This window comes from Bradyrhizobium diazoefficiens (assembly GCF_016616235.1).
Taxonomy (GTDB): domain Bacteria; phylum Pseudomonadota; class Alphaproteobacteria; order Rhizobiales; family Xanthobacteraceae; genus Bradyrhizobium; species Bradyrhizobium diazoefficiens_H.
In genome coordinates, this window is the sequence record NZ_CP067100.1 from 3,885,427 (window position 1) to 3,900,265 (window position 14,839).

A 14,839-nucleotide genomic window follows, 5' to 3' on the forward strand; every position below is an offset into this window, starting at 1 on the left:
GGAAGCGGCGCCCGGACAAGGAAAGTGCTCATGACTGATCCGGTCTATCGTCGCGTCGTGATCAAGCTGTCCGGCGAATATCTCGCGGGACAGCAAGGCTTCGGCATCGATCAGCCGACCATCGACCGGGTTGCGGACGATCTGATTGCCGCCCGCCAGCTCGGCACCGAAGTTGCAGTCGTGATCGGCGGCGGCAACATCTTTCGCGGCGTCGAGGTGTCCTCGCGCGGGGTGTCTCGCACCACCGGCGACACCATGGGTATGCTCGCCACCATGATGAACTGCCTTGCGCTTGAGGCCACGATCGAACGCAAGGGTACGCCGGCGCGCACGCTTTCGGCGTTCGTCATGCCCGAGATATCCGAGCTGTTCACTCGCACCGCAGCGCACAAATACCTCGCCGAGGGCCGAATCATCGTGCTTGGCGGCGGAACCGGCAATCCGTATTTCACGACGGACACGACGGCCGTGCTGCGCGCCGCCGAGATCGGCGCGGAAGCGGTGCTGAAGGCGACCAACGTCGACGGCGTCTACTCGGCCGACCCGAAGAAGGACCCGACCGCCACGCGGTTCGAACGCCTAACGCATTCGCAGGCGATCGAGGGCGGCTACAAGGTGATGGATGCGACCGCCTTCGCGCTTGCCCGCGAGACGTCGCTGCCTATCATCGTGTTCTCGATCGCGGAGCCGGGCTCGATCGGCGCGATTCTGCGTGGCGGCGGCCACGGAACCATCGTCGCCGGCTGACGGCTCACATGCGCGCCCCGAGGGAAGGGCGCGGTGAGATCGCCGGGATTTTGAAGGAGAAACGTGATGACCACGGGTAATTTCGACCTCAACGAAGTGAAGCGCCGCATGCAGGGCGCCGTCCAGTCGCTCAAGCACGAGCTCGGCGGCCTGCGCACCGGACGCGCCTCGGCCTCGATGCTCGATCCGGTCCAGGTCGAGGCCTACGGCAGCCACATGCCGCTCAACCAGCTCGCCACCGTCAGCGTGCCCGAACCGCGCCTGATCTCGGTGCAGGTCTGGGACAAGTCGATGGTCAAGGCGGTGGAGAAGGCGATCGTCGATTCCAATCTCGGCCTGTCGCCGGCGACCGAAGGCCAGGTGCTGCGCCTGCGCATCCCCGAGCTCAACGAGGAGCGCCGCAAGGAGCTGGTCAAGGTCGCGCACAAATACGCGGAAGCCGCCAAGGTCGCTGCGCGCCATGTCCGCCGCGACGGTCTCGACGTCCTCAAGAAGCTCGAGAAGAATCACGAGATGTCGGAGGACGACCAGAAGCGTCACGCCGACGAGGTGCAGAAGGCGACCGACGGCACCATCGCCGACATCGACCAGCTGCTGGCCGCCAAGGAAAAAGAAATCCTCACCGTCTAAAGTGCGATGAATTGTCATCGCGCTTCAGGTTATTGTTCGCGCATGATCTTTTCGGAAAACCGCTTCGCACCTTGCGTCAACGCGGCCCTTCGGGTCCGGATCATGCTTTAAGGCTGTCGTCATGTCGAACGCCGCCGCGCCCGCAACGGAAGGACCCGACCGGTCCGATGCGCCTGCGCATGTCGCCATCATCATGGATGGCAACGGGCGTTGGGCCGCCGCGCGCGGTCTGCCGCGTGCGGAAGGGCATCGCCGCGGCGTCGAGGCCTTGCGCCGCGTGGTGCGTGCCTCGCACGAGCTCGGCATCCGCTATCTCACCATCTTCTCGTTCTCGTCGGAGAACTGGTCGCGCCCGGCGAGCGAGATCGGCGATCTGTTCGGCCTGCTCCGGCGTTTCATCCGCAACGATCTGGCGAGCCTGCATCGCGACGGCGTCAAGGTGCGCATCATCGGCGAGCGCGAAGGGCTCGAGAGCGACATCTGCGCGCTGTTGAATGAGGCCGAAGAACTGACGCGCGACAATACGCGCCTGACGCTCGTCGTGGCCTTCAATTACGGCTCGCGCCAGGAGATCGCGAAGGCGGCGCAGAAGCTTGCGCGAGAAGTTGCCGAAGGAAAGCGCGATCCTGCCTCGATCGACGCCGAGACGCTGGGCGCGCATCTCGATGCGCCCGACATTCCCGATCCCGATCTCATCATCCGCACCAGCGGCGAGCAGCGCCTGTCCAATTTCCTGATGTGGCAGGCGGCCTATAGCGAGCTCGTGTTCGTGCCGATCCACTGGCCCGATTTCGACAAGGCGGCGCTGGAAAGCGCGATCGCCGAATTTGCCAGGCGCGAGCGCCGTTTCGGCGGCCTGGTCGCGAAAACCGCCACGTGAGCGAACCCGACGCCGCATCGGCGGACACCAAGCCCGCCCCGAGCAATTTCGTGATGCGAGTGCTCGCAGCGCTTGTGCTGGCGCCGCTCGCCATTGCGCTCGCCTATGCCGGCGGCTGGCTGTGGGCGCTGCTCGTCACCCTGGTGTCGATCGGCCTGTTTGCGGAATGGCTGATGGTGGTGGGCGCGGGCTCGACCGCGCTGACCGGGGCAGGGACGCTCGTCATCGCCGCGATGGGCTTGTGCGTGACGTTCGGCGCGCTCAAGACCGCCGTCATCACCGGCTTGATCGGCGGTGCGATCGTGACGCTGATCGCGCGCGGCAAGTTCGTTTGGGCCGCGACCGGATTCGCCTATGCGTCGGCGGCGCTGCTGGCCTCGATCCTGGTGCGGAAGGATCTCGTCAACGGCTTCTCCGCCCTGATGTTCGTCCTGCTTGTGGTGTGGGCGACCGATATCGGCGGCTATTTCGCCGGGCGCAGCATCGGCGGGCCGAAACTGTGGCCGCGCGTCAGCCCGAAGAAGACCTGGTCCGGCGCGCTCGGCGGCTTTGTCGCGAGCCTTGCGGTGGCGGGCGGCTTTGCGGCCTGCGGGATCGGGAAGGCTATTCCGCTCCTGCTTGTCAGCGCCATCCTGTCGGTGGTGTCGCAAGCCGGCGATCTGTTCGAGTCCGCGGTGAAGCGCCGCTTCGGCGTCAAGGATTCCAGTCACTTAATTCCCGGTCATGGCGGGCTTATGGACCGCCTGGACGGCTTTGTTGCCGCCATCCTGATGGCATGGATTATCGGCTTTCTCCGCCTCGGTGTGCATAGCGCCGGAAGCGGTCTTATGGTTTGGTGAGGATATGAGCGCAGTCCCATTGCGTAACAACAGGCTTGCTGCGTCCGACATCCGCAGCGTCACGGTCCTCGGCGCCACCGGCTCGATCGGCGACAGCACGATGGATTTGCTGCGCGCCTCGCCCGAGCGCTACCGCGTCGAGGCCCTGACCGCGAACGGCAATGTCGCGGCGCTGGCCAAGCTCGCGAAGGAATTCTCCGCGCGCTTTGTCGCGATCGCCGACACTTCCAAGCTCGCCGAGCTCAAGGCCGCACTCGCCGGCACGACCACCGAATGCGGCGCCGGCGAAAGCGCGGTGATCGAGGCCGGCGCGCGTCCGGCCGATTGGGTCATGGCGGCCGTCAGCGGCGCCGCCGGACTGAAGCCGGCTCTGGCTGCGGTCGATCGCGGCGCCCATGTCGCGCTCGCCAACAAGGAATGCCTCGTCTGCGCCGGCGATTTCTTCATGCAGCGCGCGGCGAAAGCGGGCGCCTGCATCCTGCCGGCCGATTCCGAGCACAACGCGCTGTTTCAGGCGCTGGCGTCGGGCAATCGTGACGAGCTCGTCCGCGTCATCATCACGGCGTCGGGCGGCCCATTCCGTACCTGGAAGCCCGCCGACATCGAGCAGGCGACGCTCGAGCAGGCGCTGAAGCATCCGAACTGGAGCATGGGCCAGAAGATCACGATCGACTCGGCCTCGATGATGAACAAGGGCCTCGAGGTGATCGAGGCGTCCTATCTGTTCGCGCTCTCGCCCGACGAGATCGATGTTCTGGTGCATCCGCAGTCCATCATCCACGGCATGGTCGAGTTCTCCGATCGCTCGGTGATGGCCCAGCTCGGCGCGCCCGACATGCGCACGCCGATCGCACACTGCCTCGGCTGGCCGGACCGCATCAAGGGTCCGGCTGCGAGGCTGGATCTGGCCAAGATCGGCCAGCTGACCTTCGAGGCGCCGGACTTCGAGCGCTTCCCCGGACTGCGGCTGGCTTTCGATTCGCTCCGGACCGGGAAGGGCGCGACCACCGTCTACAACGCCGCCAACGAGGTCGCGGTCGCCGCCTTCATCGCCGGCAAGATCCGGTTCGGCGCGATCGCGCGACTGGTGGAGGCGACGCTGGAGGACTGGATCCGCGGCGGGAACCAGGTGCCCCTGACCTCCGCCGATGATGCAATCTCTGTTGACCATGTTGCTCGAAATAGAGCTGCCGCCCTATTGCCTCAAATTGCCTTAAAGGCATCCTAGATGGCTTCGGGCCAGGGCCTTGCGGCGCTGGAAAAGGGGAATCGATGATCGACTTTTTCGTCCATAGTTTCAATGGCTTGAGCCATGGGCTGCTTGGCTACGTGGTTCCCTTCCTGTTCGTCCTGACCATCGTTGTGTTCTTCCATGAGCTCGGCCATTTCCTGGTCGCGCGCTGGGCAGGCGTTCGCGTGTTAACCTTTTCGCTCGGGTTCGGACCTGAGCTGGTCGGTTTCAACGACCGCCATGGCACCCGCTGGAAGATCTCCGCGATCCCGCTCGGCGGCTACGTGAAGTTCTTCGGCGACGAGAGCGAGGCTTCGACCCCATCGGCCGAAACGCTCGCGGCCATGTCGGACGAGGAGCGCGCCGGCAGCTTCCATCACAAGAAGGTCGGCCCGCGCGCTGCAATCGTCGCGGCGGGCCCGGTCGCCAATTTCATCCTGGGCGCGCTGATCTTCGCCGGCATGGCGCTGTACTACGGCAAGCCGAGCACGATCGCGCGCGTCGACGGCGTCGTCGCCGATGGCGCTGCGGCCGCGGCTGGCTTCAAGATCGGCGACGTCGTGGTCCAGATCGACGGCAAGCCGATCGAAAGCTTTGCCGACATGCAGCGCATCGTGGCGATGAATGCCGGCTCGGTGCTTACGTTCCAAGTGAAGCGGGACGGCGCCATCGTCTCGCTGACCGCGGCGCCTGCGCTGCTCGAGCGCAAGGATCCGTTCGGCAACAGCCATAAGGTCGGCGTGCTCGGGGTCGAGCACAAGTCGCAAGCCGGCGAGGCCTCGACCTCCCCGGTTGGCATCGGCGAAGCCCTCAAGATCGGCGTCGAGCAGGTCTGGTTCATCATCACCAGCACGTTCAAGTTCCTGGGCTCGCTGTTCGTCGGACAGGGTAATCCGAACGAGGTCAGCGGCGTCCTTGGAATCGCGAAGATGTCCGGGCAGGCGGCCAGCGCCGGGTTCCAATTCGTGATCAATTTGTGCGCGGTGCTGTCGGTGTCGATCGGTCTGTTGAACCTGTTCCCGATCCCGCTGCTCGATGGCGGTCACCTTATGTTCTATGCGGCGGAAGTGGTGCGCGGCCGGCCCTTGTCCGAGCGGACTCAGGAGATGGGGTTCCGAATCGGTCTCGGTTTGGTGCTGATGCTGATGGTGTTTGCGACCTACAACGACATCCTGCGCATGGCGGCGTCCTGATAGGGGCTTTTTTGTGGCGCGGTTCGTGGCGTTGCTGATCAGCAACGTCTTGGAATGAAATTGAAATTACGGTGTCTGCTGCCGTTTGCGGCATCGAGGAAATTGGCTACAAGCGGCTTCGAACTTGGGGAATCTCCCAGACCGGCGTTGGGGTGGGTCTGGTACTGATAAGGGCGCGTTGCGCAATGAAGTTTGGACTGCGACTCCGGGGGGGCTTGCTCGCAACCCTGATCTTGTTCGGCGCGCCGGTGGTTGGCCCGGTTGGGGCTGTTTTTGTGTCTTCGTCTGCGCTCGCTCAGACCGTCCAGTCGATTTCCGTCGAGGGAAATCGCCGTGTCGAGGTGGAGACCATCCGTTCCTACTTCAAGCCGGGCCCGGGCGGCCGTCTGGACCAGGCCGCCATCGACGACGGCCTCAAGGCGCTGATCGAGACCGGCCTGTTCCAGGACGTCAGGATCAATCGCGGCCCCGGCGGCCAGATCGTCGTCTCCGTGGTGGAAAACCCGGTGATCGGCCGCATCGCCTTCGAGGGCAACAAGAAGATCAAGGACGAGCAGCTCACCGCCGAGGTCCAGTCCAAGGCGCGCGGCACCTTCTCCCGCGCCATGGTGCAGTCCGACACGCTGCGAATCGCCGAGATCTACCGCCGCTCCGGCCGCTACGACGTGCGCGTCACGCCTGAGATCATCGAGCAGCCGAACAACCGCGTCGACCTCATTTTCACGATCGAGGAGGGCGCCAAGACCGGCGTCAAGTCGATCGAGTTCATCGGCAACAACGCGTTCTCGTCCTATCGCCTCAAGGACGTGATCAAGACCCACGAATCGAATCTGCTGAGCTTCCTCGCCAGCGGCGACATCTACGATCCCGATCGCGTCGAGGCCGACCGCGACCTGATCCGCCGCTTCTATCTCAAGAACGGCTTTGCCGACGTGCAGGTCGTGGCCGCGCTCACCGAATACGATCCGGAGAAGAAGGGCTTCAACGTCACCTTCAAGATCGAGGAAGGCGCGCAGTACCGCGTCGCCACCGTCGATTTCCGCTCCAGCATTCCGAACTTCGATCCCACCTCGATGCGCGCCTATTCGCGCGTCAATGTCGGCTCGCTCTACAACGTCGAATCGGTCGAGAAGTCGGTCGAGGAGATGCAGATCGAGGCCTCGCGTCGCGGCTATGCCTTCGCCGTGGTCCGGCCCGGCGGCGACCGCAATTTCGAGGCGCACACCGTCTCCGTCGTGTTCAACATCGACGAGGGCCCGCGCACCTATATCGAGCGCATCAATCTGCGCGGCAACACCCGCACGCGCGACTACGTCATCCGCCGCGAGTTCGACATCTCGGAAGGAGATGCCTACAATCGCGCCCTGGTCGATCGCGCTGAGCGGCGTCTGAAGAACCTCGACTACTTCAAGAGCGTGAAGATCACGACGGAGCCGGGCTCCTCGAGCGACCGCGTCATCCTGATCGTCGACATGGAAGAGAAATCGACCGGCGACTTCTCGATCTCCGGCGGTTACTCCACCACCGACGGCGCGCTCGCCGAAGTCTCGATCTCCGAGCGCAACCTGCTCGGCCGCGGCCTGTTCGCCAAGGCGTCGGTGACCTACGGCCAGTATGCCCGCGGCTATTCGCTGTCATTCGTCGAGCCGTATCTGCTCGACTACCGCGTCGCGCTCGGCCTCGATCTCTATCAGCGCCAGCAGCTGTCCAACAGCTACATCTCCTACGGCACCAAGACGCTCGGCTTCTCGCCGCGTCTCGGCTTCTCGCTGCGTGAAGATCTGGCGCTCCAGCTGCGCTACTCGATCTACCAGCAGCAAATCACGCTGCCGTACTATCTGACGAACTGTAACAACGTCCTCGGTTCGTCGGCCTTCAACCCGAGCCCGGCCTTCGCTGCGTCGCAGACGCCGCCGATCGACCTGAGCTCGTCCAACGGCCTCGGCTGCTACAGCGATGGCGAAGCCTCGCTGCCGGTGCGCAAGGAGCTCGCCAATGGCAAGACCCTGACCTCGGCGCTCGGCTACACGTTGACCTACAACACGCTGGACAACAACAAGAACCCCACCGATGGTCTGCTCATCGACTTCCGTCAGGACTTCGCCGGCGTCGGCGGCGACGTCTCCTACCTGAAGTCGGTGATCGACGCGAAGTACTACGCTCCGCTGGTGTCCGATATCGTCGGCCTCGTCCACGTGCAGAGCGGCATGCTGAACAAGATCGGCAGCCAGGATCTGCGCATGCTCGATCACTTCCAGATGGGTCCGAACCTCGTGCGCGGCTTTGCCCCGAACGGCATCGGTCCGCGCGACATCAATCCGTACGATACGCAGGACGCGCTCGGCGGCACCAAGTATTGGGGCGCTTCGCTCGAATTGCAGATGCCGTTCTGGTTCCTGCCGAAGGAAGTGGGTCTGAAGGGCGCGGTCTATGCCGATGCCGGCGGTCTCTACGACTACAAGGGACCGACGACGTGGTCGGTGACGAACGAAATGACCACGCCGGCCAATTCGGGCTGTACGCCGTCGACGACCAATCCGCCGACGCCCGGAACCTGTACCGGTCTGATCTATGACGACAGCAAGGTGGTCCGCTCGTCGGTCGGTGTCGGCCTGATCTGGCAGTCACCGTTCGGACCGCTGCGCTTCGACTACGCCGTGCCGCTCACCAAGGGCAAGTACGACCGCACGCAGGAATTCCGGTTCGGCGGCGGCACCACGTTCTAATTCGATCAGCAGGGCATGATCCGGCCACCCGGGATTTCCTTTTGGGAATTCCCCGGGGCCGGCCGGCAAAAAGATCGTGCTCAATCCATGAGATAAGGCATGATGCGGCCTGATCGCTTCATGCCGAAGCCGGACCGCGACGGGGTGGAATGGCGCAGCCGACCTTCTTTACAAAGCCGCCTGCCACAGCGCTGGCCGAGATTGCCACGCTGACCAAGGCGGAGCTGGTCGACCCCATCAGGGGCGGCCAGATCATCACGGGACTAGCCTCGCTGAGCGAGGCCGGCCCGATGCATCTGGCGTTCTTCGACAACCTCAAATACGCCGACGAGCTCAAGGCGACCAAGGCCGGCGCCTGCCTCGTCAGCCCGCGCTTCGAGGCGACGGTGCCCGCACATGTGGCCGTGCTGCGGGTGGCGCAGCCATTCCGCGCCTTCGTCAGGATCGCCCGGGAGTGGCATGGCGATGCGCTCCGGCCGCAATCCTGGACCGGCAATGACGGCGTCGCGCCCTCGGCCATCATCGATCCCAGCGCCCGGCTAGAGGACGGCGTGATCGTCGATCCCCTGGCTGTGATCGGGCCGGACGTTGAGATCGGCAGCGGCACCGTGGTTGGCGTCGGGGCGGTGATCGGCCCAGGCGTCAAGATCGGCCGGGACTGCAATGTCGGCGCCCGCACCGCGATCCAGTGCGCCCTGATCGGCAACAACGTGCTGATCCATCCGGGCTGCTCGATCGGCCAGGACGGCTATGGCTTCATCTTCTTCGGCCAGGAAGGGCATCTGAAAGTGCCGCAGACCGGGCGGGTGCTGATCCAGAACGACGTCGAGGTCGGCGCCAATACCACGATCGACCGCGGCAGCTTGCGGGATACCGTCATCGGCGAGGGCACCAAAATCGACAATCAGGTCCAGATCGGCCACAATGTGACGATCGGCCGGTACTGCCTGCTGGCGGCCCAGATCGGGCTCGCCGGCAGTCTGACCATCGGCGACAACGTGGCGCTGGGAGCGAAGGTTGGCATCAACAACCACCTCAAGATCGGGGATGGAGCCCAGGTCACCGCCATGAGCGCCGTCAAGGACGACATCCCGCCGGGCGGGCGCTGGGGCGGGTACTTCGCCAAGCCGACCAAACAATGGTTCAAGGAGATCATCGCGGTGGAGCGCCTGGTACGCGATAGCAGGGCCGATCCGAAGGACGAGGGACGGGAATGACCGAGGAATCGCCTGTTAAATTCGAACTGGTGGACATCAACGCGATCCTCCAGACGCTTCCGCATCGCTTTCCGATGCTGCTGATCGACCGCGTCATCAACATCCGCGCCGACTACAGCGGCATCGGCATCAAGAACGTCACGTTCAACGAGCCGGCCTTCCAGGGGCACTTCCCCGAGCGCCCCGTCTATCCCGGCGTCATGATGATCGAGGCGATGGCACAAACGGCGGGCGTGATCGGCATCAAGTCGGTGGAGGGCACCGAGAAGCCGCGCGCGGTCTATTTCCTCACCATCGACAAGTGCAAGTTCCGTAAGCCCGTGCTGCCCGGCGATACCATCGAATACCACATGCGCTCGCTCGGCCGCCGCAAGGCGATGTGGTGGTTTCACGGCGACGCCAAGGTCAACGGCCAGGTCGTTGCGGAAGCCGATGTCGGCGCGATGCTGACGGATTGAGGGCGCTTCCAGCGCGCTTCTTCATGCGGAGGATGAACTCGTTCACGCGCCGGGTCGGCTGCTTCGACCGGCCGATGAAGCGTGCCGATATGACGATATGATAGGTCCACTGGACAGATCGGGCCTGGTCGCGCTAACCACCGGAAAAGCGAGCGACTTCAACACATAAGCAGACCTTCTTGATGAGTAACATCGCCTGATGAGCAAGATTGATCCCACCGCACGCGTGGCGGACGGCGCCGTGATCGGCGCGGGCACCGAGATCGGGCCCTATTGCATCATCGGCCCGCATGTCGTGATCGGCGCGAATTGTAGGCTGATCGGGCAGGTCACAATCATCGGCCACACCTCGGTTGGCGATAATTGCCTGATCTCGCCGTTCGCGGTGCTGGGCGGCGCGCCGCAGGACCTCAGCTACAAGGGCGAGCCGACCACACTCGAGATCGGTTCCGGCAACACCATCCGCGAAGGCGCGACCATGAACGTCGGCACCATCAAGGGCGGCGGCAAGACGCGCGTCGGCAACGACGGTTACTTCATGAACAACAGCCATGTCGGCCACGATTGCATGGTCGGCAACAACGCGATCTTCGCGACCTCGGCGACGCTCGGCGGGCACTGCGAGATCGGCGACGCCGTCTATATCGGCGGCCTCTCGGCGGTGCATCAGTTCACCCGCATTGGGTCCTACGTGATGGTCGGCGGCCTCTCGGGCGTGCGCGACGACATCATCCCGTACGGATTGGCCAACGGTCAGTATGCGGTGCTGGAGAGCCTCAACCTGATCGGCATGAAGCGGCGCAAATTCACCAGGCAGCGGCTTGCCGCCGTGCGCGCGTTCTACCAAAAACTCTTCCACGGCCCCGGCACGTTCGCCACACGGCTGGAGGCGTCGCGGCCGCTTGCGGGTGAAGATCCGGCGATTGCCGAAATCCTCGACTTCATCGGCAAGGGCAAACGCCCGCTCTGTCTTCCTGCCGTCGCAAGGTGATCCTGGCATGGCCGCGGGCATGACATCGGCGGCTTCGGAGCTTTCATCGCCGGTCGGCATCGTTGCCGGCGGCGGCGCGATGCCGTTCGCGGTGGCCGACTCGCTCGCCGCGCGGGGCGTCACGCCGGTGTTGTTTCCGCTGCGCGGCGCCTGCGATCCGGCGCGGGTGGAGAAATTTCGCCACCGCTGGATCTCGGTTGGCCAGCTCGGCCGCGCCATGCGGCTGTTCCGCGAGGAAGGCTGCCGCGACCTGATCTTCATCGGCACATTGGTGCGGCCCTCGCTCTCCGAGATCCGGTTCGACGTCAAGACGCTGCGCCTGCTCGGCAACGTCATTCGCGCCTTCCGTGGCGGCGACGATCATCTGTTGTCCGGCGTCGGCCGCATCCTCGAGCAGGACGGCTTTCGCATGGTCGGCATCAAGGATATCGCGCCCGACCTGTTGATGCCCGAGGGCTGCATCAGCCGCGCCTGGCCGAGCGACAACAGCAAGACCGATATCGCGCGCGGCCGCGCGGTGCTGACCGCGCTCGGCCCGTTCGATATCGGCCAGGCCGCGGTCGTGATCGACGATCATGTCGTGGCGGTCGAGGACATCGAGGGTACTGACGCGCTGCTGGCGCGCGTGGCGCGGCTGCGCGAGGAGGGCCGTATCCGCGCCGCCACGGGCCGCGGCGTGTTGGTGAAGGCGCCGAAGAGCGGCCAGGACCTGCGCTTCGACCTGCCGACGATCGGCCCGCGCACCATCGACGGTGTCGCCAAAGCCGGGCTTGCCGGCATCGCCGTCATCGCCGGCAACACCATCGCCGCCGAGCCGCAGGCAATGATCGCGCTTGCCGATGCGAAATTTCTCTTCATCATCGGTCTGCCGCCGTGATGCAGGGCCGCGATCCCAAGCGCAGGATCTTCCTGATCGCGACGGAGGAATCCGGCGACAGGCTCGGCAGCGCCCTGATGAAGGTGCTGCGCCAGCGCCTCGGCGACGGCGTGCAGTTCGAAGGCGTCGGCGGCCGCACGATGGCGCGGGAGGGGCTGGAGTCGCTGTTTCCGATCGAGGAGCTCTCGATCGTCGGCTTTGCCGCGGTGGTGCAGCAACTGCCAAAGATCCTGCGGCTGATCCGCCAGACCGTGGACGCCGTGATCGAGTCAGCGCCCGATGCGCTCGTCATCGTCGACAGTCCCGATTTCACCCATCGCGTCGCTCGCCGCGTGCGCGCCAAGAATCCGTCGATCCCGGTGGTCGACTACGTCTCACCGCAGCTCTGGGCGTGGCGGCCGGGGCGGGCGCGGACCATGCTCGGCTATGTCGACCATGTGCTCGGCCTCTTGCCGTTCGAGCCGGAGGAGTATCGCAAGCTCGGCGGACCGGCATGCAGCTATGTCGGCCATCCCCTGATCGAGCAATTGACTTCGCTCCGGCCGAATGCCGAAGAGCAACGCCGCCGCGCCGCCGAGCCTCCGGTGCTGCTGGTGCTGCCCGGCAGCCGCCGCAGCGAGATCCGGCATCATATCGAGGTGTTTGGCGCAACTCTCGGACGGCTTCAGGCGGAGGGGCGCGCCTTCGAGCCGATGCTGCCGACCATGCCGCATCTCGAAGCCACGGTGCGCGAAGGCATTGCGAGCTGGCCGGTCAAGCCTCAGATCGTGATCGGCGAAAACGAGAGGCGCGCCGCCTTCCGGATTGCGCACGCTGCGCTGGCAAAATCCGGCACGGTGACGCTGGAGCTCGCGCTCTCGGGCATTCCGATGGTGACGGCCTATCGCGTCGGCGCCATCGAAGCCTTCATCCTGCGCCGCGCGATCCGCGTCTCCTCGGTGATCCTCGCCAATCTCGTGATCGGCGAGGACGTCATTCCGGAGTTCCTGCAGGAGGAATGTACGCCCGAGAAGCTCGCCCCGGCGCTCGCCGACGTGCTGACGGACTCGCCGCTGCGGCGGCAGCAGGTCGAAGCCTTCGCGCGGCTCGACACCATCATGTCGACCGGCAACAAATCGCCAAGCGTGCTCGCCGCAGACATCGTGCTCGCGACGATGCGGAAAGCGCAGCGCTAACCCAGGCCGCCATCGACCCGAAAACACTGGCTGGTGATGCGCTGGCTCTCGTCGGAGGCGAGAAACAGCGCCATGCTGGCGATGTCCTCGGGCGTCACCGCATCGGGAACGGCCTGACGCGTGCGCAACTCGGCGATCTGCTTCTCGTCCGGATACCACAGCCGGCGCTGGCGCTCGGTGATCACCATGCCCGGCGCAATCGCGTTGACGCGGATGCGGTCGGGACCGACCAGGCGCGCCAGCGAGTTGGTGAAGCCGACGATCGCCGCCTTCGCCCCGGCATAGACCGGCAAAGCCGGCGCGCCGCGCATCCATGCAATGGACGACATGTTGATGATCGAGCCGCCGCCGCGGGCCTGCATCTGCGGCACCACGGCTTGCGCGGCGAAGAAGACGTGCTTGAGGTTGACGCCGATCATCCAGTCGAACTCGGCTGGCGTCACCTCAGCCAGCACCTGGCGGTGGTCATTGGCGGCATTGTTGACAAGGACTGCAGCATCGCCGAGCGAGCGATGGACCTGGCTCATCGCGGCGCGCAAGGCGTCGATGTCGAGGAGGTCGCAGGGCACGAACAGGGGGGCGCTGCCGGACGCAGCGGCCACATCCTGGACCAGCGCCGCGCCGGCTGCTTCATCGATGTCGAGGAAAGCGACGCGAGCGCCCTGGCCTGCGAAGGCGCGCACGAAGGCGGCGCCGATGCCACTGGCGCCTCCGGTGATCAGCACCACGCGGCCGGCAAGGCCGGCATAGCTCGTCTTTGTCATGCGATCAGTCGCTCCGTCTCGGGGTCGAACAGGCAAATGCGGCGGGTGTCGAGCGCGAAGGGCGCCACGGCGCCCGGCGCGGGGCGGACGTCCGGCGAGATGCGCGCTTGCGCGGGCTCGCCGCCGAGCCGCAGCAGCACGATGGTCTCGGCCCCGGTGGGCTCGACCATCTCCACCGGTGCGTTGACGAGGATGGGGGCCTCGGCGGAAAACACGCGGCCGCCCTCGGCGATGCATTCCGGCCTGATGCCAAGTACCACCGCGCGGCCGACATAGGGAGCGGCCGCGTCATAGCTCTGCAGGCGCAGACGAACTTCGTCCGGCCGCCCAGAGCCGATCACGGCCACCAGCCTGCTGTTATCTGCCTCAAGCCGCGCCGGCATCGTGTTCATCGGCGGCGAGCCCATGAAGCGGGCGACGAACAGATTGGCAGGATAGCGGTACACGGTATCAGGGTCGGCGAACTGCTGCACGCTGCCCTGATGCATCACGGCGATCCGCGTCGCCATCGTCATCGCCTCGATCTGGTCGTGGGTGACATAGATGATGGTAGCGCCGACGCGCTGGTGCAGCCGCTTGATCTCCATCCGCATCTCGACGCGCAGTTTTGCATCGAGGTTGGAGAGCGGCTCGTCGAACAGGAACAGCAGGGGATCGCGCACCAGCGCCCGGCCCATCGCCACGCGCTGGCGCTGGCCGCCGGACAGCTGCGCCGGCTTGCGGCCGAGCAGCGGCTCGATCTGGAGCAGTTTTGCGACGTTTGCGACCGCCTTCTCCTGCTCCGCCTTCGGCACGTGACGGCATTCCATGCCGAAGGTGATGTTCTGGCGCACCGTCATCGACGGATAGAGCGCGTAGGACTGGAACACCATGGCGATGTCGCGGTCCTTGGGCGGGACGTCGTTGACGACGCGTCCGCCGATTTCGACAGTGCCGGCGCTGGCGCGGTCGAGCCCGGCGACGATGTTGAGCAGCGTGGACTTGCCGCAGCCCGACGGCCCGACCAGCACGGTGAACTCGCCGCTCTCGATGTCGAGGTCGATGCCCTTCAGCACCTCCAGATTGGCGTAGCGCTTCGACAGGGCGCGAATGCTCAGTGCTGTCATGACAG

General features: G+C 65.2%; 14 protein-coding genes. 12 read left to right on the forward strand and 2 right to left on the reverse strand.

Annotated features, from left to right (window positions below; genetic code table 11):
• Window positions 1-30 precede the first annotated feature (30 nt).
• The 12 genes from pyrH (at window position 31) to lpxB (ending at window position 12,964) form a co-directional block, all read left to right on the forward strand.
• The gene (gene pyrH / locus JJB99_RS18400) at window positions 31-747 is read left to right on the forward strand and encodes a UMP kinase (protein WP_200493766.1); all 717 of its coding nucleotides are present in this window, start codon (window positions 31-33) and stop codon (window positions 745-747) included.
• Between the two features lie 66 nt (window positions 748-813).
• The gene (frr, locus tag JJB99_RS18405; RefSeq protein ID WP_200493767.1) at window positions 814-1,377 is read left to right on the forward strand and encodes a ribosome recycling factor; all 564 of its coding nucleotides are present in this window, start codon (window positions 814-816) and stop codon (window positions 1,375-1,377) included.
• Window positions 1,378-1,498: 121 nt separating this feature from the next.
• Entirely contained in the window at window positions 1,499-2,257 is a 759-nt protein-coding gene (locus tag JJB99_RS18410) for an isoprenyl transferase (protein ID WP_200493768.1), read from the forward strand.
• Window positions 2,254-3,096: a phosphatidate cytidylyltransferase gene (locus JJB99_RS18415; RefSeq protein WP_200493769.1), complete on the forward strand. Its 843-nt coding sequence runs from the start codon at window positions 2,254-2,256 to the stop codon at window positions 3,094-3,096. The genes JJB99_RS18410 and JJB99_RS18415 overlap by 4 nt, the downstream gene beginning before the upstream one ends.
• 4 nt (window positions 3,097-3,100) lie before the next feature.
• Complete coding sequence (dxr, locus tag JJB99_RS18420; RefSeq protein ID WP_200493770.1) at window positions 3,101-4,324, forward strand: 1-deoxy-D-xylulose-5-phosphate reductoisomerase; 1,224 nt, start codon at window positions 3,101-3,103, stop codon at window positions 4,322-4,324.
• 44 nt (window positions 4,325-4,368) lie between these two features.
• On the forward strand, window positions 4,369-5,520 hold the full coding sequence (gene rseP, locus JJB99_RS18425; RefSeq protein ID WP_200493771.1) for an RIP metalloprotease RseP: 1,152 nt from the start codon (window positions 4,369-4,371) through the stop codon (window positions 5,518-5,520).
• A 185-nt stretch (window positions 5,521-5,705) separates the two neighbouring features.
• A complete protein-coding gene (bamA, locus tag JJB99_RS18430) occupies window positions 5,706-8,246 on the forward strand; it encodes an outer membrane protein assembly factor BamA (protein WP_200493772.1) in 2,541 nt (846 codons plus the stop codon).
• Between the two features lie 149 nt (window positions 8,247-8,395).
• Window positions 8,396-9,463, forward strand: coding sequence for a UDP-3-O-(3-hydroxymyristoyl)glucosamine N-acyltransferase (gene lpxD / locus JJB99_RS18435; protein WP_200493773.1), 1,068 nt, complete (start codon window positions 8,396-8,398; stop codon window positions 9,461-9,463).
• On the forward strand, window positions 9,460-9,921 hold the full coding sequence (fabZ, locus tag JJB99_RS18440; protein ID WP_035702330.1) for a 3-hydroxyacyl-ACP dehydratase FabZ: 462 nt from the start codon (window positions 9,460-9,462) through the stop codon (window positions 9,919-9,921). Before lpxD ends, fabZ begins: the two co-directional genes overlap by 4 nt.
• A 199-nt stretch (window positions 9,922-10,120) precedes the next feature.
• Window positions 10,121-10,912: an acyl-ACP--UDP-N-acetylglucosamine O-acyltransferase gene (lpxA, locus tag JJB99_RS18445; RefSeq protein WP_200493774.1), complete on the forward strand. Its 792-nt coding sequence runs from the start codon at window positions 10,121-10,123 to the stop codon at window positions 10,910-10,912.
• 19 nt (window positions 10,913-10,931) lie between these two features.
• A complete protein-coding gene (locus JJB99_RS18450) occupies window positions 10,932-11,789 on the forward strand; it encodes an LpxI family protein (RefSeq protein WP_200500212.1) in 858 nt (285 codons plus the stop codon).
• Window positions 11,786-12,964: a lipid-A-disaccharide synthase gene (gene lpxB, locus JJB99_RS18455; RefSeq protein WP_200493775.1), complete on the forward strand. Its 1,179-nt coding sequence runs from the start codon at window positions 11,786-11,788 to the stop codon at window positions 12,962-12,964. Before JJB99_RS18450 ends, lpxB begins: the two co-directional genes overlap by 4 nt.
• Here the strand turns inward: lpxB and JJB99_RS18460 are convergent.
• Both JJB99_RS18460 and JJB99_RS18465 read right to left on the reverse strand, forming a co-directional pair.
• The gene (locus JJB99_RS18460) at window positions 12,961-13,728 is read right to left on the reverse strand and encodes an SDR family NAD(P)-dependent oxidoreductase (RefSeq protein WP_200493776.1); all 768 of its coding nucleotides are present in this window, start codon (window positions 13,726-13,728) and stop codon (window positions 12,961-12,963) included. The genes lpxB and JJB99_RS18460 overlap by 4 nt on opposite strands.
• The gene (locus JJB99_RS18465) at window positions 13,725-14,834 is read right to left on the reverse strand and encodes an ABC transporter ATP-binding protein (protein ID WP_200493777.1); all 1,110 of its coding nucleotides are present in this window, start codon (window positions 14,832-14,834) and stop codon (window positions 13,725-13,727) included. Before JJB99_RS18465 ends, JJB99_RS18460 begins: the two co-directional genes overlap by 4 nt.
• Window positions 14,835-14,839: the final 5 nt, after the last annotated feature.

Bases quoted from the DNA above. Each gene is read 5' to 3' on its own strand.
- JJB99_RS18410 (WP_200493768.1), top strand. From the start codon at position 1,499: ATGTCGAACGCCGCCGCGCCCGCAACGGAAGGACCCGACCGGTCCGAT.
- frr (WP_200493767.1), top strand. From the start codon at position 814: ATGACCACGGGTAATTTCGACCTCAACGAAGTGAAGCGCCGCATGCAG.
- rseP (WP_200493771.1), top strand. From the start codon at position 4,369: ATGATCGACTTTTTCGTCCATAGTTTCAATGGCTTGAGCCATGGGCTG.
- fabZ (WP_035702330.1), top strand. From the start codon at position 9,460: ATGACCGAGGAATCGCCTGTTAAATTCGAACTGGTGGACATCAACGCG.
- JJB99_RS18450 (WP_200500212.1), top strand. From the start codon at position 10,932: ATGACATCGGCGGCTTCGGAGCTTTCATCGCCGGTCGGCATCGTTGCC.
- JJB99_RS18465 (WP_200493777.1), bottom strand. From the start codon at position 14,834: ATGACAGCACTGAGCATTCGCGCCCTGTCGAAGCGCTACGCCAATCTG.
- lpxA (WP_200493774.1), top strand. From the start codon at position 10,121: ATGAGCAAGATTGATCCCACCGCACGCGTGGCGGACGGCGCCGTGATC.
- dxr (WP_200493770.1), top strand. From the start codon at position 3,101: ATGAGCGCAGTCCCATTGCGTAACAACAGGCTTGCTGCGTCCGACATC.
- JJB99_RS18460 (WP_200493776.1), bottom strand. From the start codon at position 13,728: ATGACAAAGACGAGCTATGCCGGCCTTGCCGGCCGCGTGGTGCTGATC.
- bamA (WP_200493772.1), top strand. From the start codon at position 5,706: ATGAAGTTTGGACTGCGACTCCGGGGGGGCTTGCTCGCAACCCTGATC.
- pyrH (WP_200493766.1), top strand. From the start codon at position 31: ATGACTGATCCGGTCTATCGTCGCGTCGTGATCAAGCTGTCCGGCGAA.
- lpxD (WP_200493773.1), top strand. From the start codon at position 8,396: ATGGCGCAGCCGACCTTCTTTACAAAGCCGCCTGCCACAGCGCTGGCC.